Raw genomic sequence first — 19638 nt, forward strand, 5'->3', positions numbered from 1 at the left:
CCGGTCAGACGGCGCGCAGGGCCGGGACGGTGTCGTCCGCCAGGACCGGGACGACGAGCTCGGCCTCGTAGCGGGTGAGCAGCCGCTCGGCGAGGGCGCGCGTCGCCGCGGCGACCCCGGCGGCCTTTCCCGGCGCGGGCAGCGGGCAGCGGGGCTGGGTGACCAGGGTGCGGCTGACCGCGAGCCAGGTGGCGGCCACGACCGCGGCTGCAATCCGGGGGTCGGCGGGCACCCGGTCCTCGGCGCCGGGACCCGTCCAGGCCTCGACCAGCGCGTCGCGCAGCCGGGCTTCCGCGGTGTGGTGCAGTTCCCGCTCGGACGCCTGCAGTGCCGGCGAGCGGTCCAGGTCGGCGATGGTGCAGCGTCCGGTCGGGTCGCCCAGCCGCTCGACGAACCGCCCCACGGACGCGACCAGGTGCTCGCGCAGTGCGGTCAGCGCGGGCACGCCGGCGGGACGCTCCCGCACGGCGGCCGCCGGGCCGTCCACCCACGGCGTCCGGTCGGCCCAGTAGAGCTCCTCCTTGGTCGCGAAGTGGTTGAACACCGTCTGCACCGCGACGCCGGCGGCCGCCGCCACCTCGGCGATGGGAACGGCGTCGAAGCCGCGCTCGGAGAACAGTCGCTGCGCCGTGTCCCGCACGTGCGCGCGGGTCTGGGCCTTCTTGACGGCCCGGCGGTACTGATCACTCACGGTGCGAACCCTAGCAACGCTGCGTGGCGGGTGCCCTCGTCACGGAACGAGGTCAACCGGTCGGGGCATGCCGGTCGCGGCCACTCCGGCCCTGACCAGCGCCGTCGTCCCCGACACGGACCCGCCGAGACGTCTGGCACCGGGTGCTACCCGGCGTCGGACGCCGCCCGGCCGTGGGGTTGGCTGGGCGCCAGACGACGGCGTCCGCGGGGTGGCGCCGGGCCAGGAGGAGGGCCGGACGGGTGGAGACCAGGGGGGCGGTGCTGCGCGAGGCGGGCACCGAGTACGAGATCGTCGACCTGGAGGTCGTGGACCCCGGGCCCGGTGAGGTCCTGGTCGAGATGGCCTACGCGGGCCTGTGCCACTCCGACGAGCACCTGCGGCACTCCAACCCCGGCGGGCGCTACCCGATCGTCGGCGGCCACGAGGGCTCCGGCGTCGTCCTGGGGGGCGGCCCCGGCGTCACGTCCGTCGCGCCCGGCGACCACGTCGTCACCAGCTTCCTGCCCGCGTGCGGGCACTGCCGGTACTGCGCGAGCGGCCGGTCCAACATCTGCGACAAGGGCGCCACGATCGCGATCGGGCAGCTGCCCACCGGCACCTATCCCTTCCGGCTCGACGGGGAGCCACTCGGCGGGTTCTGCATCGTCGGGGCCTTCGCCCGCCACACGGTGCTCAGCGAGTTCTCCTGCGTGAAGGTCGACGCGCACCTGCCGCTGGACACCGCCGCCCTGCTCGCCTGCAGCGTCCCCACCGGGTGGGGGTCGGCGGTCTACTCCGGCGGCACCCGCCCGGGCGACGTCGTCGTCGTGGTGGGGCTGGGCGGCGTGGGCGTCAACGCCGTCCAGGGCGCGGTGCACGCCGGCGCGGTGCACGTCATCGGCGTCGACCCGGTGGCCATGAAGCGCGACTTCGCCCGGTCGCTGGGCGCCACCCACACCGTCGCCGACGCCGGCGAGGCCGCGCAGCTGGCCCGGGAGCTGTCGCGGGGCACCGGCGCCGACGTCGTGGTCGTGACGGTCGGCAAGATGTCGGCCGGCGTCATGGCCGGCGCCTCGGCGTGCCTGGGCAAGGGCGGCACGCTGGTGCTCACCGCGCTAGCCGACCACCCGCGCGAGGGGCACGTGGACCTCAACGGGCAGATGACCACGGTGTTCGAGCACCGCGTGCAGGGGTCGCTGTTCGGGTCGTGCAACCCGTTCCGCGACATCCCGATGCTGGCGCGCATGGCCGAGGAGGGGCGGCTGGAGCTCGACCGGCTGGTCACCCGCAGGTACTCGCTCGACGAGGTGAACGCCGGCTACCGCGACCAGGCGGCCGGCGAGACGATCCGGGGCCTGCTGGTCCACGGCTGAGCGGTTGCCCGCGCCGGGACCGGGGCAGTGCCCGGGCGTGAGCCCACTCGTGATCCCGGTCCGCGACGTCGACGGCACCCCGCCGGCATGACCCTCCGGGTCGGCCTGGTGGGGGCCGGCGGGGTCGGCGCCCGGCACGGCCGCACGCTGAGCGCGCTGGACGGCGTCATGCTGGTCGGTGTGGCCGACGCCGTCCCCCCGGCGGCCGCGGCCCTCGCCAGCGAGCTGCGCGTGCCGGCCCTCGACATCGACGCGCTGCTGGGCTCCGGGCTCGACGCCGTCTGGCTGTGCGTGCCGCCGTTCGCGCACGGCGAGCTGGAGCTGGCGGTGGTCCGGGCCGGCCTGCCGCTGTTCGTGGAGAAGCCGCTGGGCACCGACCTCGCCGTCGCCGAGGAGGTCGCCGCCGCCGTCGCCGCGGCCGGGGTGCCGACGGCGACCGGTTACCACTGGCGGCACCTGGACACCGTGGCCGCCGCCCGCGCGGTGTGCGCGGCCGCCCCGCCGCGGCTGCTCGCGGCCACCTGGTTGGACAAGGTCCCGCCGCCGGCGTGGTGGTCGCGCGCGGACCGCTCGGGCGGTCAGGTGGTCGAGCAGGCCACGCACGTGCTCGACCTGGCCCGCGTGCTGGCCGGCGAGGTCACCGAGGTGCGGGCGCTGACCGCGCCGTCGTCAGCCGAGGGGCGCGACGTCGACGACGCCACCGTGGCGCTGCTGCGCTTCGGCTCCGGCGCGGTCGGCACACTCGCCGCGGGCTGCGCGCAGCCGGCGAAGACCCGCGCCGGCCTGGAGGTCTCCTGCGCCGGCGCCGCGCTCGAGCTCACCGAGACCGCGCTGGCGGTGACGACGGCGGAGGGCACCACGCACACCGAGCCGGCCGTCGACGCGCGCACCGCCGTCGACCGGGCCTTCGTGGAGCTGCTGACCACCGGCACCCGCGCCGAGGGGCTGGTCGACTACGCCGAGGCGCTGCGGACCCACCGGCTGGCCGTGGCGATCGCCGAGTCCGCCCGCAGCGGCGCCGCCGTCCGATACGGATAGCCCGACCTCAGGGCATGGGAGAGCGGGGCGCGACGATGCGCGGGCCGGTCGTCGTGCGCACCCGCGCGCGGCGGACCACCTCGGCGTAGAGCCGCTCGTAGGCCGCGGCCATGACCGGGGGCGCGAACCGCCGCCGCGCCTCGGCCGCGCACACCTCCGGGTCGATCTCCCCGATCCGCGCCAGCGCCGCGGTCAGGCCCGCCTCGTCGTCGGCGAGCAGGCCGGTGCGGCCGTCGTCGACGAGCGAGGGCAGGCAGCCGCGGGCCAGGGCGACCACCGGCGTCCCGGCCGCGAGCGCCTCGCAGGCCGCCGTGCCGCCGGGTTCCTCCCAGCGGACCGGCGTCAGCAGCGCCCGCGCCCGGCGCAGGAGGTCGGCCTTCTCCGCGCCGCTCACGGTGCCCACCCAGCGCGCCCGGTCGCCGTCGAGCAGGGGCTCGACGCAGTCGAGGAACCACGCGACGTCGGGGTGGGACAGCGCCGGGTGCCCGGGGGTGGCCAGGGCGGTGTCCAGCGCGGCGCGGTCGGTCAGCGGGCCGACCGGGCCGGCGAGCACCACGGGCACACCGGCGGCGCGGCAGGCGCGGACGGCGGTGTCGGTGCCCTTGAGCTCGCACAGCCGGGCGAGCACGAGGACGGCGTCGTCGCGGTCCTCCCGCGGCACGGGCGGAGGGCCGTCGACCGGCACCGCCAGCGGGACGGCGCCCAGCGTCTGGCGCCGCAGCCGCTCGGGCCCGCGGGCCACCTGGTTGTCGGACACCCCGGCGAAGAACACCCGGCCGCGGCCGTCGAAGCACTCGTAGAAGTGGGCGTTGCGGTGCAGGTCCCAGTGCAGGGTGTGCAGCACCGGGGGCGCCGCCCGGCCGAGCGCGGCGAGCACCGCCGGGCCGACCACCTCCAGGTGGGTGTGCACCAGGTCGAAGGCCCCCGTGGTGGCGGCCACGGCGACGGCCTGCGCGTGGGCGTGCGCGATGCCGACGACCTGCGCGTACGGGGCGCCGAGGACGTCGAAGTGGCCGGTGGGGAAGGCGCTGACGAGGCCGTCGACGGGCAGCGGGGAGTCGCCGGAGGCGGCCAGGACGACGGTGTGGCCGCGCCTGCGCAGCTCGGCGGTCAGCGTGGCGACGACGTTCTCCAGCCCGCCGTAGCCCGCGGGCGGCACCGGCAGCCAGGGGCCGGCGTCCATGAGGACCCGCATCAACGGCCTCCGGACGCCGCCGCCCGGACCGTGGTCATCGGTGGTCGCTCGCTCACCGCCACGTTCCAGCTCACCGCCTCGACGCCGTCGGTGGTGCGGAGGAACTGCAGCAGCTGCGAGGCGGGGTCCCCGGCTCCGGGACGGCGGGCCATCGCCGTCTGCAGGATCTGCCCGGCCATGCGGCCGAGCGCGGCGTCGGACTGGTGGGCGTGCTGGCGGGTACCGAGGTCGACCTGGGCGAGCGCGTCGACACCGGCCAGCCCCGCGAGGTCGATCAGCAGCCCGAACTCGACGCCGTAACCGGAGACGAACGGGACCCGCTCGAGCAGCTCGCGGCGGCCGGCGTACTCGCCCGACAGCGGCTGGACGAACCCGGACAGCTCCGGCCAGAACGCGTTGAGCAGCGGCCGGGCCAGCAGCTCGGTGACCCGCCCGCCGCCGGAGGGGACGATGCCCTCGGTCGTGGTGAGCGGCCGGTCGTAGAGCGCCTTGACGTAGCCGATGGCCGGGTCGGTGAGCAGCGGGCCGAGCAGGCCGACGACGTACTGCGGATCGAAGCCGACCAGGTCGGCGTCGACGAAGACGACGAGGTCGCCGCTGGTGGCCGCCAGCGACTTCCACAGTGCCTCGCCCTTGCCCGGCACGCGGCCGTGGGAGGGCAGCACGGTGCCGGTGTCGACGACGCGAGCCCCGGCGGCCGCGGCGACGGCGGCCGTGCGGTCGGCGGAGCCGCTGTCCACGACGACGACCTCGTCGACCAGGGGGTCGCGGTCCACGAGCCCGGCGCGGATGACGCCGACGATCGCGCCGACGGTGGCCTCCTCGTCCAGCGCGGGGAGCACGACGCTGACGGTGCTCCCCTGCGCACGCTTGGCCGCTGCCAGGTCGGCGGCGGTCCAGGACGTGGCGGTGTAGGTGCGCCGGCGCAGCCAGCGGTGGACGTCAGGGCGCATGGTCTCTGCTCCCCTTGGTCGGGTGCCGGCTCGGCCGCCTGGCACGGGACCCCCGTCGCGCCACTATGCAGTACGGCGGGCTCCACCGGGCCTGCCGCGACGTCGTGACCTGCAGTGATCCCGCGCTCCCTCGTGCTCTGCCCCCCGTACGGGGCAGAGCACGACCGTCGGCCGGAGGTGTCCCGGGCTCAGACCGCGCCGGCGCGGGAGGCCCGGTACTCGGGGACGGTGACCATGGGCGGCCGCTCGTCGACCGCCACCAGCGTGCTGACAGGGACGAAGCCGCCGTCCCCGGCGCGGTACTGGGTGAGCAGCCCGCCGACGTCCGCGGAGCCGCTGCGGGCGAGCACCGCGGAGACCACCTGCCCGGCCATGCGGCCGAGCGCCTCCTGGTCCTGCGAGGTGTGCCGGCGCACGCCGAGGTCGACCTGCGCCAGACCGCCGAGGCCCAGCAGCCCGAGCAGGTCGACCAGCAGGCCCACCTCCACGCCGTAGCCGGAGACGAAGGGCACCTGCTCGAGCGCCTCCCGACGTCCCGCGTACTCGCCACCCAGCGGCTGGACGAAACCGGCCAGCTCCGGCCACAGGGCGTTGAGCAGCGGCCGGGCGGTGAGCTCGGTGACCCGGCCGCCGCCGGCGGGCACGGAGCGGCCGTCGACCTCCAGCGGCCGGGTGTAGCAGCCCTTGACGTAGCCGACCTGCGGATCGGTGAGCAGCGGCGCCAGCAGGCCGGGCACGTAGTGCCTGACGTCGCCGAGCAGGTCGGCGTCGAGGAAGACGAGCAGGTCGCCGGTGGTGGCCGCCAGCGACTTCCAGAGCGCCTCGCCCTTGCCGGGGCGGGTGCCGTGGGCGGGCAGCACGTCGGCCGCGGCGACGACGTCGGCCCCGGCGGCGCGGGCCACCTCGGCGGTGCGGTCGCCGGAGTCGGAGTCGACGACGAGCACCTCGTCGACCAGCGGGACCCGGCGCACCCACCGGTCGACCAGCTCGCGGGCCAGCCGGCCGACGGTGGCCTCCTCGTCGCGCGCGGGCAGGACCACGCTCACCCGGTGCCCGCCACGGCGCTTGGCGCGCAGCAGCGCGGCGACGTGGAGGTCGGCGAGCGAGCGGGCGGGGGTCGTGCGGCCGGAGAACCAGGCGCGGGCGTCGGGTCGCATCGGACCACTCTCGTGGACCGCCCGGCGCCGGCGCCACGGTGCCGGGCCGCTGTTCACGCAGCCGTGGCCTGCCGGTCAGACACGGCTGGGATCGCGCAGCGCGGCCGGGCTGTCCGGCCCGACCCGCGCGCCCCGCCCGTCCGGCTCGGGGTGCCCGAGCTCGGTGAGCCAGCCGCGCAGCACCCGGTGCAGGTGCTCGGCGCCGACGATCTCCCCGGGCGGGCTGAGCAGCCGCGGGTACGCGAGGAAGCCGCGCTGCTGCGGGCCGCCGAGACCGCCGTGCGACCCGACGTGCGGCTCGAACGGCGAGGCCTCGTCGGTGTCGGGGTCGTACCGGCTGTTGACCATCACGTCGGGGCAGTGCGGGAACGACGACACCCGCGCGACCAGCGCCGGCGCGTGCTCGCCGTAGGACGCCAGCGGGTCCTCGCCGATCACCTCGCCGGAGGCCAGCCGGTGCAGGCCGTCGCGGCCGAGCACGACCGGCCCGTGCTCGTCGGAGTGCACCAGCGCGAACCCCACCCCGTCGTGGTCGACCAGCGCGGGCAGCAGGTCGGGCCAGTGGCGCTCGATCTCCTCGAGCGGCACCCGGCCGGGCAGGTCGGGGAGGGAGATCCCGGCGGTGTGCCCGGAGACGACGACCACGACGCCGGGCGCCACCCGCGCGACCCGCCCCGGCTGCCCCGACGACGTGCGGTGCGTGTGCTCGTCGGCGCCGGCGGACTCGACCCGCTCGCGCAGCCTGCGGGCGATCGGGCCGGGGCCGGACGCCGCCTCGGCGAGGGCGGAGGCGACCTGCCAGCCCTCGGCCGGCCGCCGGCTGTCGCGGGGCTCGGGGCCGCGCTGCCCGGGCGCCGGCGAGCCACCGCAGTGCCGGCCGACGAAGGACTCGATCGTCTCCCCGAAGCGCTGCGCGAAGGCCTCGCCCTGGGTCTGGCCGTGGTCGGAGAGCAGGACCAGGTGGTAGTGCCGCGGCGCCAGTTCGGCGGCCCGGGCCAGCCGGCCGACCTGCTGGTCGATGCTGCGCAGCACCTCCAGGGTGTCGAAGCGCTCGACGCCGCTGTGGTGGGCCACCTCGTCGTAGCCGAGGAAGTCGGCGTAGACGACCGGCCGGGCGGCGAGCATGTCCTCGAGGATCGCCGCGACGACGACGTCGCGGGCGATGACCGTCGTCCCCGGCCGGGCCAGCGGGTAGATGCCGCCGCGGCTCACCCGCGGGCGTACGTCGGCGCGGCGCTGCCGGGCCGCGGCGACCAGCTCGCGGTAGACGTCGGCGAGCGAGACCGCCAGCGTGCGCAGCGCGTTCACCGGGTTGGCGAAGTAGGCGTAGTAGCCGGCGCCGACCCGCTCGCGGCGCCGGAGGCCGCGCCGCGCCGTCACCAGTGGCAGCGCGCTCATCGTGAGGCTGACGTGCGGGGCGTCGCCGCTGAACAGGTTGCCGCGGCTGGCACCGCCGCCGGCCAGCAGCCCACGGCCGTCGGAGTGCCGCCGCTCGACCTCGGCGGCGTCGGCCGGGTGCGACACCGCGACCACGTGGTCGCGGTCCTTCTCGTAGTAGCGGAACCCCGGGATGTCGTGGTTGGAGCCGTGCAGGATGCCGCAGACCGAGGCGCCGGTCTGCGAGCTCCAGTCCGTGTGCCACACGGTGAGCGCGTGGCTGCCGGACCGCAGCCACGCGGCCAGCGTGGGCATGGACCCGTCGCGGACGGCGCGCCGGACCGTGTCGGCGCCCAGCCCGTCGATCTGCAGGAACAGCACGCCCGGCGGACAGGGGCCGGGACTCGCGGCGCGGACGGCGCGGCGGCGGGCGCGGCGGAAGAACACCTCGTCCTCGTCGATGGCCAGCGCACTGCTCACCACCGCCGTCACCGCCGCCATGGCGACGGCGACCAGCACCGCGGTGCCGAGGTCGGCCACCACCACGCCCGGGATCGCGAAGGAGATCGCCAGCACCCCCCCGCCGAGCAGCAGGAAGCTGCCCACGCCCAGCGTGAACAGCGCCAGCGGCAGCGCCACCCGCATGACCAGCGGCCAGGCCACGCCGGCGAGCAGGCCCAGCAGGAGAGCCGCCAGCGGTGGCTGCCACCAGGCGGACATCGCGAAGCCGTCCAGCCACCGGTCGAGACCGACGAGGGCCAGCGTGGCCAGCACCCAGGTGAGCAGCACCCGCGCCGTCGCCCGGCCGCGACCGAGCACCCGGCCACGCGCAGCCGACCGCGACGAACCGGACCGGGTCACGCCGGCCGGCACGGGGTCGGGCTGGTCTCGTCGTCGGGCTGCGCCTCGGACTCGGCTGGCTGCGCTTCGGGCTCGGACGGCCGTACCTCCGGCTCGAGCTGCCGCCTGCGGCGCGATCCGGCCAGGTTGAGCACCGCGCCGACGACGAGGACCAGCAGCGCGGCCACCAGCGTCGCGATGAGCGGGCTGTCGAAGATGCCGCCACTGGCCACGCCGAGCAGCGCGTAGGCGACCGCCCACAGGCCGGCGGCCAGCAGCGAGGCGGGCAGCAGCCGCCGCCACGGATAGGCCAGCGCGCCGGCGGCCAGCAGCACGGGGATGCGGCCGGCGGGCAGCAGCCGGCCGGCGACGACGATCTGCCAGCCGTGCAGGCGGAACTGCTCGCGGACCTCCTCGATGCGGTCGGCGTGCTGGCCCCGGGCCACCCAGCGCACCGCGGCCGGCCCGCCGAACCGGCACACGGCGAAGGTGACGACGTCGCCCAGCCAGGCGGCGAGGGTGGCCACCACGAGGACCGCGACCAGGTTGAGCTCGTGCGCGGTGATCGCGAACGCGGCCGCCGCGCCCACCACCGCGCCGGTGGGCACCACCGGCACGATCGAGCCGAGCAGCACCCCGCCGAAGAGCACGGGGTAGCCGACCGAGGACCCGTCGGTCCAGCCGGAGGCGAGCAGGGTCGTGCTCACGGCGCACCCGCCACGGTGGGGAGCTCGACCGCGCCGCCGGGCTCGGTGACGACGACGGTGGTGGGCAGCCCGCGGGCGGCGACCGCGTCGGCGAAGACGCGCGGCGGTTCGGTCAGCAGCCGCCGGTAGCGCCGGGCCAGGCCGGGCACGACCGTCCCGCCGGCGAGGGTGAGCGTCCCCCAGTGCACCGGGACGGCGACCCGCGGGCGCAGCCGCGCCACCGCCTCGGCGGCCCGCCCGGGATCGAGGTGGCCGGGGCCGAGCGTCGGGCCCCAGCCCCACACCGGCACCAGCGCGACGTCGATGCCGCGGTCGCCGATGCGGGCCATCCCGTCGAACAGGTCGGTGTCCCCGCAGGCGTAGACGGTGGCGCCGGCGCCCTCCACGAGGTGCCCGACGGCGGCGGCGACGGGGCCGTGGGTCAGCCGCGGGCCCCAGCGGTGGCCGCTGTGGACCGCGGGGACGGCGGTGACCCGCAGGTCGCGGTGCACCAGCGACTCGCCGGGCGCCAGCTCGTCGACCCACCGCACGCCGTGCGAGCGCAGCCACGCGCCGGCGCCGCGGGGGACGACCACGCGGGCGTCGTCGTCCAGCAGCCGCAGGCTGGGCAGGTGCAGGTGGTCCTCGTGCAGGTGGCTGACCAGCACCAGGTCGACCCCGGACCAGGCGGCCGCGGGCGGGAGGGGGACGACCCGCCGCAGCGGGCCGACGACGCGGGTGAGCACCGGATCGGTCAGCACGACGGTGCCGGCCAGCTCGACGCGGACGGTCGAGTGGCCGATCCAGTGCAGGCCGGGACCATCCACCCGGCCAGTATCGACCCGGGCACCGACGGGTCCGGGACCTCTTTTCCCCGCCGGGGGCGTTCACTCCGGCGCGTCGCTCCGGGTGCGGCGGGGACGGATGCGTTCCACCATGCGTCCCATGACCTCAGTGGAGGGGGACCCGGGGTCGGGTCTGCGGACGGCGGAGCTGTCCGGCGAGCTGCGGCGCATGGCGCTGCACCTGGAGACGGCGGCGGTGCTGGAGCTGCGCGCGCAGCGCACGGCCGACCCGCTGCAGGTGGCCGTCCTGCGCCGGCGCGCCGAGCAGCGGCGGCAGGAGGCGGCACGGCTGCGCGAGCGGCTGGCCGCCTGCGGGCTGGCCCTGCCGCCCCGCGGCCAGCGGACGCCTGGCGTGACCCCGGTCTGATCCCGGGAGGGCTAGCGTCGCGTCCGTGGCCACCTGGGCGGACGTGCGGCGCCTGGCCCTCGCCCTGCCCGGGGCCGTGGAGGGCACCTCGTACGGCGGACAGGCGTGGAAGGTGCGCGACAAGGCCTTCGTGTGGGAGCGCCCGCTGCGCCGTGCCGACGTCGCGCACCTCGGAGACGCCGCCCCCCACGGCCCGGTCCTCGGTGTCGCCGTCGCCGACGAGGGCGTGAAGCACGCGCTCATCGCCGACGACCCCGCCGTCTACCTCACGACGCCGCACTTCGACGGGTACGCCGTCGTGCTCGTGCGGCTGGACGCCGTCGACGTCCCCGAGCTCGCCGAGCTGGTCACCGAGGCGTGGCTGGCGAAGGCGCCGAAGCGACTGGCGCAGGAGCACCTCGCCGCCGGGCGGACCGACCCGGCGACCTAGGGGGGACCGCCTCCGGCACCGATGCGACCCCGGGACGTTCCGGAGGCCGGATGCGCCGAGGAGTGGCAGAGTCCACACGGTGAAGACCTGGCTCGACGCCTGGCCGGTGTTCCGGCAGCTGACCGGCCCCGACCCGCTCGGACGCGGTGCGGCGGCACGCAGCAGGGCGACGGAGAACGTGGTGAGCCGCACGGCCACCGCCGACCGCGTCGTGCAGAGCGTGTGCCCCTACTGCGCGGTGGGTTGCGGGCAGCGGATCTTCGTCAAGGACGAGCAGATCGTCCAGATCGAGGGCGACCCGGACTCGCCGATCAGCCGCGGCCGGCTGTGCCCCAAGGGCAGCGCCAGCAAGTCGCTGGTCACCAGCCCGACCCGCGTCACGACGGTCAAGTACCGCCGCCCGTACGGGACGGAGTGGGAGGACCTCGAGCTCGACACGGCGATGGAGATGATCGCCGACCGCGTCCTGGAGGCCCGGCGCAAGGGCTGGCAGGACGAGAACGGCGGCAAGCGCGTGAACCGCACGATGGGGTTGGCGAGCCTCGGAGGGGCGACCCTCGACAACGAGGAGAACTACCTCATGAAGAAGCTCTACAGCGCCATGGGCGCGATCCAGATCGAGAACCAGGCGCGCATATAGCACTCCGCCACGGTGCCCGGTCTGGGTGCCTCGTTCGGTCGTGGTGGCGCCACGAACTCCCAGGAAGACCTCGCGAACTCCGACTGCATCGTCATCGAGGGTTCGAACATGGCCGAGTGCCACCCGGTGGGTTTCCAATGGGTGGCGGAGGCGAAGGCGCGCGGCGCCAAGGTGGTCCACATCGACCCGCGGTTCACCCGCACCAGCGCGATCGCCGACCTGCACGTGCCGCTGCGCATGGGCACCGACATCGCCTTCCTCGGCGGCCTGATCCGGTACGTGCTCGACAACGAGCTGTACTTCAAGGAGTACGTGGTCGCCTACACCAACGCCGCGGCGCTGGTGGGTGAGGACTTCGTCGACGCCGAGGACCTCGGTGGCCTGTTCTCCGGCTTCGACCCGGAGCACAACCAGTACGACGAGGCCAGCTGGCAGTACGAGCCGGAGGAGGCGCCGCACTCCGGCTCGGACGACCCGGCGGGGGCCGCGGAGCAGGACCGCAAGGAGCAGGACCCCGAGATCAAGAAGACCGACAAGGCCCAGGCGGCCGGCAGCGGCGGCCCGCCGATCCCCGCCAAGCCGAAGCGGGACGAGACGCTGCAGCACCCCCGCACCGTCTTCCAGGTCCTCAAGCGGCACTTCGCCCGCTACACCCCGGAGATGGTCGCCGAGGTCTGCGGCATCGAGCCGGAGGTGTTCCTGCAGGTCGCCCGCTGGGTGACCGAGAACAGCAAGCGGGACCGGACGACGGCGTGGGTCTACTCGGTGGGCTGGACGCAGCACAGCGTCGGCGCGCAGTACATCCGCACCTGCTCGATCCTGCAGACGCTGCTGGGCAACATCGGCCGTCCCGGCGGCGGCATCCTGGCGCTGCGCGGGCACGCCAGCATCCAGGGCTCGACCGACGTCCCGACGCTGTACAACCTGCTGCCGGGCTACCTGCCGATGCCGCACGCGATGCAGCACGCGACGCTCGACGAGTACTGCGCCGACGCGGCCGGCAAGGCCGGGTTCTGGGGCAACAAGCGGTCCTACACGGTCAGCCTGCTCAAGGCCTGGTGGGGCGACGCCGCGACCGCGGAGAACGACTTCTGCTTCGACTACATGCCGAAGATCGACGGCGACCACAGCTCCTACCGCCAGATCGCCGACATGATCCAGGGCAAGATCGCCGGCTACTTCCTCGTCGGCGAGAACCCGACGGTCGGGCACCCCAACGGCCGGATGAACCGGTTCGGCCTGGCCAACCTGGACTGGCTGGTGGTCCGCGACCTGCAGATGATCGAGTCGGCGACCTTCTGGAAGGAGTCGCCGGAGATCGAGACCGGGGAGCTGGCGCCCGAGACGATCGCCACCGAGGTCTTCTTCGTGCCCGCGGCGTCGCACGCGGAGAAGGAGGGGACCTTCACCCAGACCCAGCGGCTGCTGCAGTGGCGCCACAAGGCCGTCGAGCCGCCGGGCGACGCGAAGAGCGACCTGTGGTTCTACTACCACCTCGGCCGCATGCTGCGGGAGCGGCTGGCGGACTCCACCGACCCGCGGGACCGCCCCCTGCTGGACCTGACCTGGGACTACCCGACCCACGGGCCGGACCAGGAGCCCAGCGCCGACGCCGTCCTGCGCGAGATCAACGGCGTCGGTCCCGACGGGCACGCGGTGTCGGGCTACATGGAGCTGAAGGACGACGGCTCGACGACGTGCGGCTGCTGGATCTACTCCGGCGTCTACGCCGACGAGGTCAACCAGGCCGCCCGCCGCAAGCCCGGCCGCGAGCAGGGCCAGGTCGCCTCCGAGTGGGGCTGGGCCTGGCCGTACAACCGGCGCATCCTCTACAACCGCGCCTCGGCCGACCCCGACGGCAAGCCGTGGAGCGAGCGCAAGAAGTACGTGTACTGGGACGAGGAGGCCGGTCGCTGGACCGGCGCCGACAACCCGGACTTCGAGGCGACCAAGCGGCCGGACTACGTGCCGCCGGACGGCGCCCGGGCACAGGACGCCATCGGCGGCAGCGACCCGTTCATCATGCAGGGGGACGGGAAGGCCTGGCTGTACGCGCCCGCGGGGGTGGTCGACGGCCCGCTGCCGACGCACTACGAGCCGGCGGAGTCCGTCGTCGAGAACGCCCTGTACAAGCAGCAGGCGAACCCGACGATCGAGCACATCGAGGGGCCGTGGAACCGCGAGAACCCCGCGCTCAGCCCGGTCTTCCCGTTCCAGGTGACCACCTACCGGCTCACCGAGCACCACACCGCCGGCGGGATGAGCCGCACGCTGCCCTACCTGTCCGAGCTGCAGCCGGAGTTCTTCGTCGAGGTGAGCCCGGAGCTCGCCGCGCTGCGCGGCCTGACCAACGGCGACTACGCCACGCTGGTCAGCACGCGGACCGCGATCGAGGCGAAGGTGCTGGTCACCGAGCGGATGCGGCCGATCCGGCTGCGCAGCGGCCAGGTCGTGCACCAGATCGGGATGCCCTACCACTGGTCCTACAGCGGCATCTCGACCGGCGACTCGGCGAACGACCTGCTCGGGATCGTGCTCGACCCGAACACCCACATCCAGGAGGACAAGGTCAGCACCGCCGACATCCGGCCGGGACGGCGCCCGCGCGGCCCGGCGCTGATCGACTTCGTCGAGTCCTACCGCCGGCGGGCCGGCGTGGGGTCCGGACGGGTCGGGGTGAACGGCCGCGACCCGGTCGCCGCCGAGGCCGGCGAGGGATCCCAGCTGTGACCACCGGAGCAGGGAGGAGGCCGGCATGACCTCGATCAGCTCGGCGAGCCCGGCCTTCACGGGCCGCGACCCGGACAACCGGCTGTTCGGGCCGCTGCCCGACGTCCAGGGCGAGGCCGGCTACGACACCGACCACCCGGCGCGGGTGGGCTTCTTCACCGACACCTCGGTGTGCATCGGCTGCAAGGCCTGCGAGGTGGCGTGTAAGGAGTGGAACACCCTGCCGATGGACGACTCGCACGGCGTGCGCGACGTCATCGGGCTGTCCGGGATGTCCTACGACAACACCGGCCAGCTCGGCGCCAACTCCTGGCGGCACGTGGCCTTCATCGAGCAGACCCGCACCGTCGACCTGCCGACGCCGACCTTCGGGCGCCCCGGCGACGACCGCCAGGGCTCCGGCCCGTCGGTCGCCGAGGGCCAGAACGACGACAGCCTGGCGACGGCGCAGCAGTCCGGCGTCCTCAACGCCGAGGCGCTCAGCGAGTTCGACCCGCAGACGGGGCAGACCGGCTCGGACAAGCAGATCCGCTGGCTGATGAGCTCCGACGTCTGCAAGCACTGCACGCACGCCGGGTGCCTCGACGTCTGCCCGACGGGTGCGCTGTTCCGCACCGAGTTCGGCACCGTCGTGGTGCAGGGCGACATCTGCAACGGCTGCGGCTACTGCGTGCCCGCCTGCCCGTACGGCGTCATCGACCAGCGCAAGGACGACGGCCGGGTCTTCAAGTGCACGATGTGCTACGACCGGCTCACCGACGGGCTGCAGCCGGCCTGCGCCACCGCCTGCCCCACGCAGTCGATCCAGTTCGGCAACCTCGAGGAGCTGCAGGCCCGCGCCGACGCGCGGCTGGCCACCCTCCAGGGCCAGGGCGTGGAGACCGCACGGCTCTACGGCCGCGACGAGGACGACGGCGTCGGCGGCGCCGGGGCGTTCTTCCTGCTGCTCGACGAGCCGGAGGTCTACGGCCTGCCACCGGACCCGGTGGTGACCACCCGTGACCTGCCCTCGATGTGGCGGGCCGCCGCGGCGGGCGCCGCGATGATGGTCGGCGTCGTCGTCTCCGCCTTCGTGGGACGGCGGCCCCGGTGACGGAGGGACTGGCCACACCCGGCGCCGGGTGGCGGCGGGCCGACGGGCCGCCGGCGGAGCAGCGGGCGAAGCGGCGTCGCAAGGGGGGACGGCGCGGCGGCCGCGGGGGCGAGGTCCCCATGGTCGAGGACGCCGAGTTCACGTCCTACTACGGCCGCCCGATCATCAAGCCGCCGGTGTGGAAGTCACCCGACGTGCCGCTGTACCTCTTCCTCGGCGGGATGGCGGGGTCGTCGTCGATCATCGCCGCGGTCGCCGACGTCACCGGCCGGCCGTCGCTGACCCGCACCGCCCGGTTCACCGCCGGCGGCGGGGCGGTCGCCTCGGTGGTCTTCCTCATCCACGACCTCGGCCGGCCCGAGCGCTTCCTGCACATGCTGCGGGTGTTCAAGCCGACCTCGCCGCTGTCGGTCGGCTCCTACATCCTGGCGCCGTTCGGCGCGGCGGCCGGTGCGACGGCGGCCGTCGAGCTGCTGGGCTGGTTCCCGCGGCTCAAGCGGTTCGGCGGGGTGGTCTCGGCGCTGTTCGGCGGACCGCTGGCCACCTACACCGCGGTGCTGCTGGCCAACACCGCGGTGCCGTCCTGGCACGCGGCGCACGACCAGCTGCCGTACGTCTTCGGTGGCTCGGCGATGGCGGCCGGCGGCGGCGTGACGATGGTCTTCACGCCGGTGGCGGAGGCCGGGCCCTCGCGGCGGACGGCGGTGGCCGGGGCGGCCATCGAGCTGGCCGCGATGCACCGGGTGGAGAGCGGGCACGGCATCGTCAGCGAGCCGTACCACGAGGGCCGGCCCGGGACGCTGCTGCGCATCGCCAAGGGCTGCACGGCGGCGGGCGCGCTGCTGACCGTCGCCGCCGGCCGGAACCGGGCCGGTGCGGTGGTGGCCGGGGCGCTGCTGGCGGCCGGGTCGCTGCTCACCCGCTTCGGCGTCTTCGAGGCCGGGCTCGTCTCCGCCAAGCACCCGAAGTACACCGTCGTCCCGCAGCGCGAGCGGCTGGCCGCCCGGGAGGCCGCGCGGCAGAACGGGCACGCGCCGAGCGTCACCCGCTGAGAGCGGCCTTCAGCGCCGAGGGCTCCTGGGCCGGTCGGCGAGGTGCTCGGCGTAGGTCCGCGGCGGGCGGCCGAGCAGGGCGGTGAGCACCCGGGGGCTGCCGGTGAACCCGTGCGCGCGGTAGGACGCGAACATCGCCCGCAGGCACCGGCGGGCGTAGCTGCCGTCGTCGGCCGGCGGGTCGACGTCGACGGCGGTCACCTCTCGGCCGAGGTGGGCACCGGCCAGCCGGGCGAGGTCGGGCGCGGTGAGCGCCTGCGGTCCGGCCGCCTCGAAGGTGCCGCTGTCCAGGCCGTCCTCGGTGAGCAGCACGGCCGCGGCCTCGGCGACGTCGCGCACGTCGACGAGGGACTGCGCCCGCTCCAGGCCCCACGGGCTGGGCAGCCGGCCGCTGCCGGCGGCGGCGCCCACCTGCGCGTCGAGGTTGTCGGCGTAGGCGCACGGCTGCAGCACCCGCCAGCGGGCGGCGGTCCCGGCGACGGCGTCGTCCAGCGCCTCCTCGACGCGGTCCTTGGCGGCGTGGTGCGGCATCGACCGCAGCTGTGGCCGCAGTACCGAGTGGTAGACCAGCCGCGTCGCACCGGCCTGCGCGGCGGCCCGCAGCACGGCGGGGGCGCCGGTCTCCTCGCGCGGGTCGAAGTTCGGCCAGACGAGGTACAGCGCGCGGGCGCCGGCCAGCGCGGGGGACAGGTCCCCGGTGAGGTCGGCGGCGACCACCTCGGCGCCCAGCGACTCGAGCTCCGGCCGCGGCCCGGGGGTGGCGACGACGGCGCGCACCTGCTCGCCGCGCGCCCGCAGCGCTCGGACGACCGCGGTCCCGGTGGGTCCGCCCGCGGCGGTCACGACGATCACCGGTCCGACCCTAGAGACCGGTGGCGCCCGGCTCAGGCGCCGGCGGGGTCCGCCGGCACCGAGGCGGGCACGTCCGTCGGTCCGGCGGCCGGCGGCCGGGGCCGGTCCTGCGGGTGCAGGCGGACGGCGACCAGCGCGACGTCGTCGTCGAGGTGGCCGTCGACCATGTGGTGGACGAGCACGTCGCACAGCTCCTGCAGTGGCCGGTCGCCGAAGTCGGCCAGCGCCGCGGCGAGCCGGGCGGTCCCGGCGTCGAGGTCGGCGTCGCGGCGCTCGACCAGGCCGTCGGTGTAGAGCAGCACGGTGGAGCCGCGCTCGAGCTCGACGACCGACTCGCGCCGGGGTGCCTCCGGGTCGACGCCGAGCAGCATGTCGGCGCGCTCGGTGGCGAGGAGCCGGACCTCGCCGCCGGGCGTGAGCAGGATCGGCGGCGTGTGCCCGGCGTTGGACCAGCGCATCCGGGTGGTGCCGCCCGCGATCTCGCTGCGCGTCTGCTCGAAGCGGGCGACCGCGGCGGTGGCGAGGGTGCGGAAGCGCAGCAGCTCCATCGCGCGGTCGAGGTCGCTCAGCACCGCTGCGGGCCCGGCACCGGTGCTCAGTGCGATGCCGCGGACGAGGCTGCGGAGCTGGCCCATCGTCGCGGCGGCGGCGGAGTCGTGGCCGGCGACGTCGCCGATGACCAGCGTGGTGGCGCCGTCGGCCTGCAGGAACGCGTCGTACCAGTCGCCGCCGACGGCGGCCGCCTCCGCGGCGGGGAAGTAGCGGACGACGATCTCGGCGTGGTCGGGCTCCGGCGGTGCGGTGAGCATCGAGTGCTGCAGCTGCAGGGCCAGCTGCCGCTGGGCGCCGTAGAGGCGGGCGTTGTCGAGGGCCATGCCGAGGCGCTCGGCGACGTCGCGCAGGGTGGTGACCTCGTCCGCGGTCGGCCCGCGGCCGTCGGTGTAGAGGAGCGACACCAGGCCCAGGGTCTGGCTGCGCCCGCGCAGGGGGAGGGCCAGCGCCGCAGTGGGTGCCAGACGGGACAGCAGCTCCTGCGGCTCCCCGGCCGGGGTGGTGGCCACCGCCTGCTCACCGGTCAGGTGCAGCGGCTCGCCGGTGGTGAGCGTCCGGACCACCGCGGGGATGCCGGCCAGCGCGGCCGCGCGGGACCGGGCGTAGCGCTGCAGCAGGTCGCGGGAGTCCTCGTCGGCGTGCCAGCTGCTCACGGCCCGGGTGTGGCCGTGCTCGTCGAGGACGCTGACGATGCACGCGTCGGCGAGCGCGGGGACGACCATCCGCGGCACCTGTCCGGTGGCGACGTCGGCGTCCATCGACCCGGCCAGCTCGGTGCTGATGCGCGCCACGGTGAGCGTCCGCTCGGCGGTGCGGCGCAGCTCCTCCTGGGCGCGGACCCGGTCGGTGACCTCGATGAAGTAGACCGACAGGCCGTCGGCCGTCGGCCAGGCACGCAGCTCGTACCAGCCGTCCAGCGGTGCGGGGTAGTGCGCCTCGAAGGACACCGGCTGGCCGGTCTCGACGGCGCGGCGGTAGCTCTCCTCGAACAGGGAGCTGACGGCGGCGGGGAAGGCGTCCCAGATGACCTCGCCCAGCAGGTCCTCGCGACGACGGCTCAGCAGCCGCTCGGCCTCGGCGTTGACGTGCGTGAAGCGCCAGCCGGGGCTCAGCGAGTAGAAGCCGGCCGGCATCGCCTCGAGGACCTCGGCCACGCCGAGGGCGTCGCCGCGCTGCTCGGTGACGTCGTAGGCGGCGCCGAGCAGCCGGGTGGCCACGCCGTCGACGCCGCTGAGCGCGCGACCCTGGGCCGACACCCAGCGGATGGCGCCGCCGGGCAGGCAGATGCGGTAGAGCGCGCTGAAGTCGCCGCACCGGTCGATCGCGGTCTGCAGCGCGGCAGTGACCTCGGCGCGGTCGTCGGGGTGCAGCCGGGCGGTGAAGCCCTCGATGCTCCGCTCGAAGGTCGCGTCGTCGTAGCCGAAGAGCGCCACGAGGCGCTCGTCCCAGTCGAGCACGCCGGTGACGAGGTCCCAGTCGAACGTGCCGATCCCGGCGGCCTGCATCGCCAGCTCACCGCGCAGCGACGTGGCCATCTCGTCGACGTGCCGGCGGGCCGGGGCGCTCCCCAGCGGCCGGGTCTGTCCTGCGTCCCCCACTGTGCCCTTCCCGGTCACGCACCACGTCGCGGGTGAGCCCGTCCCGGTGGCTGGAGACGTGGTCGCTCCATGTGTACCCGGCCGATCCGTTGTGGGCAATCCACCCGGCACGGATCACACGTCGGCCGATGTCTCGCCGTCCGCTCTCCGGGTACTACTCCAGCAGACCACGGGGGCCGTCCGTTCG

17 protein-coding genes are annotated in these 19638 nt (G+C 75.4%); 8 read left to right on the forward strand and 9 right to left on the reverse strand.

Annotated features, from left to right (window positions below; genetic code table 11):
- Positions 1-4: 4 nt before the first annotated feature.
- Positions 5-691, reverse strand: coding sequence for a TetR/AcrR family transcriptional regulator (locus tag BM414_RS00780; protein ID WP_093577552.1), 687 nt, complete (start codon positions 689-691; stop codon positions 5-7).
- A gap of 242 nt (positions 692-933) precedes the next feature.
- Between BM414_RS00780 and BM414_RS00785 the strand changes: the two genes are divergently transcribed.
- Both BM414_RS00785 and BM414_RS00790 read left to right on the forward strand, forming a co-directional pair.
- Entirely contained in the window at positions 934-2046 is a 1113-nt protein-coding gene (locus BM414_RS00785; RefSeq protein ID WP_093577553.1) for an NDMA-dependent alcohol dehydrogenase, read from the forward strand.
- 87 nt (positions 2047-2133) lie between these two features.
- Positions 2134-3084 (forward strand): Gfo/Idh/MocA family protein, encoded by a 951-nt coding sequence (locus tag BM414_RS00790; RefSeq protein ID WP_093577554.1) that lies wholly within the window; start codon positions 2134-2136, stop codon positions 3082-3084.
- A 7-nt stretch (positions 3085-3091) separates the two neighbouring features.
- On the opposite strand, the gene BM414_RS00795 is transcribed toward BM414_RS00790, so the two are convergent.
- The 6 genes from BM414_RS00795 to BM414_RS00820 all read right to left on the reverse strand — a co-directional run bounded on the left by BM414_RS00795 (position 3092) and on the right by BM414_RS00820 (position 10119).
- Positions 3092-4279 (reverse strand): glycosyltransferase, encoded by a 1188-nt coding sequence (locus BM414_RS00795; protein WP_093577555.1) that lies wholly within the window; start codon positions 4277-4279, stop codon positions 3092-3094.
- Positions 4279-5232 carry a glucosyl-3-phosphoglycerate synthase gene (locus BM414_RS00800; protein WP_093577556.1) on the reverse strand — a complete coding sequence of 318 codons (954 nt, stop codon included), beginning with the start codon at positions 5230-5232 and terminating at the stop codon, positions 4279-4281. Before BM414_RS00800 ends, BM414_RS00795 begins: the two co-directional genes overlap by 1 nt.
- A gap of 188 nt (positions 5233-5420) precedes the next feature.
- Complete coding sequence (locus BM414_RS00805; protein WP_093577557.1) at positions 5421-6389, reverse strand: glucosyl-3-phosphoglycerate synthase; 969 nt, start codon at positions 6387-6389, stop codon at positions 5421-5423.
- 75 nt (positions 6390-6464) lie between these two features.
- Positions 6465-8585, reverse strand: coding sequence for a phage holin family protein (locus BM414_RS00810; protein ID WP_245784366.1), 2121 nt, complete (start codon positions 8583-8585; stop codon positions 6465-6467).
- A 38-nt stretch (positions 8586-8623) separates the two neighbouring features.
- Positions 8624-9313 (reverse strand): DedA family protein, encoded by a 690-nt coding sequence (locus BM414_RS00815; protein WP_093577558.1) that lies wholly within the window; start codon positions 9311-9313, stop codon positions 8624-8626.
- Positions 9310-10119, reverse strand: a complete 810-nt coding sequence (locus tag BM414_RS00820) for an MBL fold metallo-hydrolase (protein WP_093577559.1) — start codon at positions 10117-10119, stop codon at positions 9310-9312. The genes BM414_RS00815 and BM414_RS00820 overlap by 4 nt, the downstream gene beginning before the upstream one ends.
- A gap of 118 nt (positions 10120-10237) precedes the next feature.
- On the opposite strand from BM414_RS00820, the gene BM414_RS00825 reads away from it, so the two are divergent.
- The 6 genes from BM414_RS00825 to nrfD all read left to right on the forward strand — a co-directional run bounded on the left by BM414_RS00825 (position 10238) and on the right by nrfD (position 16449).
- Positions 10238-10504, forward strand: coding sequence for a hypothetical protein (locus tag BM414_RS00825; RefSeq protein ID WP_139245670.1), 267 nt, complete (start codon positions 10238-10240; stop codon positions 10502-10504).
- 25 nt (positions 10505-10529) lie between these two features.
- Positions 10530-10934 (forward strand): MmcQ/YjbR family DNA-binding protein, encoded by a 405-nt coding sequence (locus BM414_RS00830; RefSeq protein ID WP_093577561.1) that lies wholly within the window; start codon positions 10530-10532, stop codon positions 10932-10934.
- Between the two features lie 79 nt (positions 10935-11013).
- Positions 11014-11574: a dehydrogenase gene (locus tag BM414_RS31990; RefSeq protein ID WP_093577562.1), complete on the forward strand. Its 561-nt coding sequence runs from the start codon at positions 11014-11016 to the stop codon at positions 11572-11574.
- 12 nt (positions 11575-11586) lie between these two features.
- Positions 11587-14304, forward strand: coding sequence for a formate dehydrogenase (fdh, locus tag BM414_RS00840; protein WP_093577563.1), 2718 nt, complete (start codon positions 11587-11589; stop codon positions 14302-14304).
- 25 nt (positions 14305-14329) lie between these two features.
- On the forward strand, positions 14330-15397 hold the full coding sequence (locus BM414_RS00845; protein ID WP_093577564.1) for a 4Fe-4S dicluster domain-containing protein: 1068 nt from the start codon (positions 14330-14332) through the stop codon (positions 15395-15397).
- On the forward strand, positions 15394-16449 hold the full coding sequence (gene nrfD / locus BM414_RS00850) for an NrfD/PsrC family molybdoenzyme membrane anchor subunit (protein WP_093577565.1): 1056 nt from the start codon (positions 15394-15396) through the stop codon (positions 16447-16449). The genes BM414_RS00845 and nrfD overlap by 4 nt, the downstream gene beginning before the upstream one ends.
- Before the next feature lie 9 nt (positions 16450-16458).
- Here the strand turns inward: nrfD and BM414_RS00855 are convergent, their stop codons facing one another.
- Together BM414_RS00855 and BM414_RS00860 are read right to left on the reverse strand one after the other, a co-directional pair.
- Positions 16459-17301 (reverse strand): SDR family oxidoreductase, encoded by an 843-nt coding sequence (locus tag BM414_RS00855; RefSeq protein WP_093577566.1) that lies wholly within the window; start codon positions 17299-17301, stop codon positions 16459-16461.
- A 32-nt stretch (positions 17302-17333) separates the two neighbouring features.
- A complete protein-coding gene (locus BM414_RS00860) occupies positions 17334-19469 on the reverse strand; it encodes a SpoIIE family protein phosphatase (protein ID WP_245784367.1) in 2136 nt (711 codons plus the stop codon).
- Positions 19470-19638 lie beyond the last annotated feature (169 nt).

The sequence above is a fragment of the Geodermatophilus amargosae genome, from assembly GCF_900116515.1.
GTDB lineage: Bacteria > Actinomycetota > Actinomycetes > Mycobacteriales > Geodermatophilaceae > Geodermatophilus > Geodermatophilus amargosae.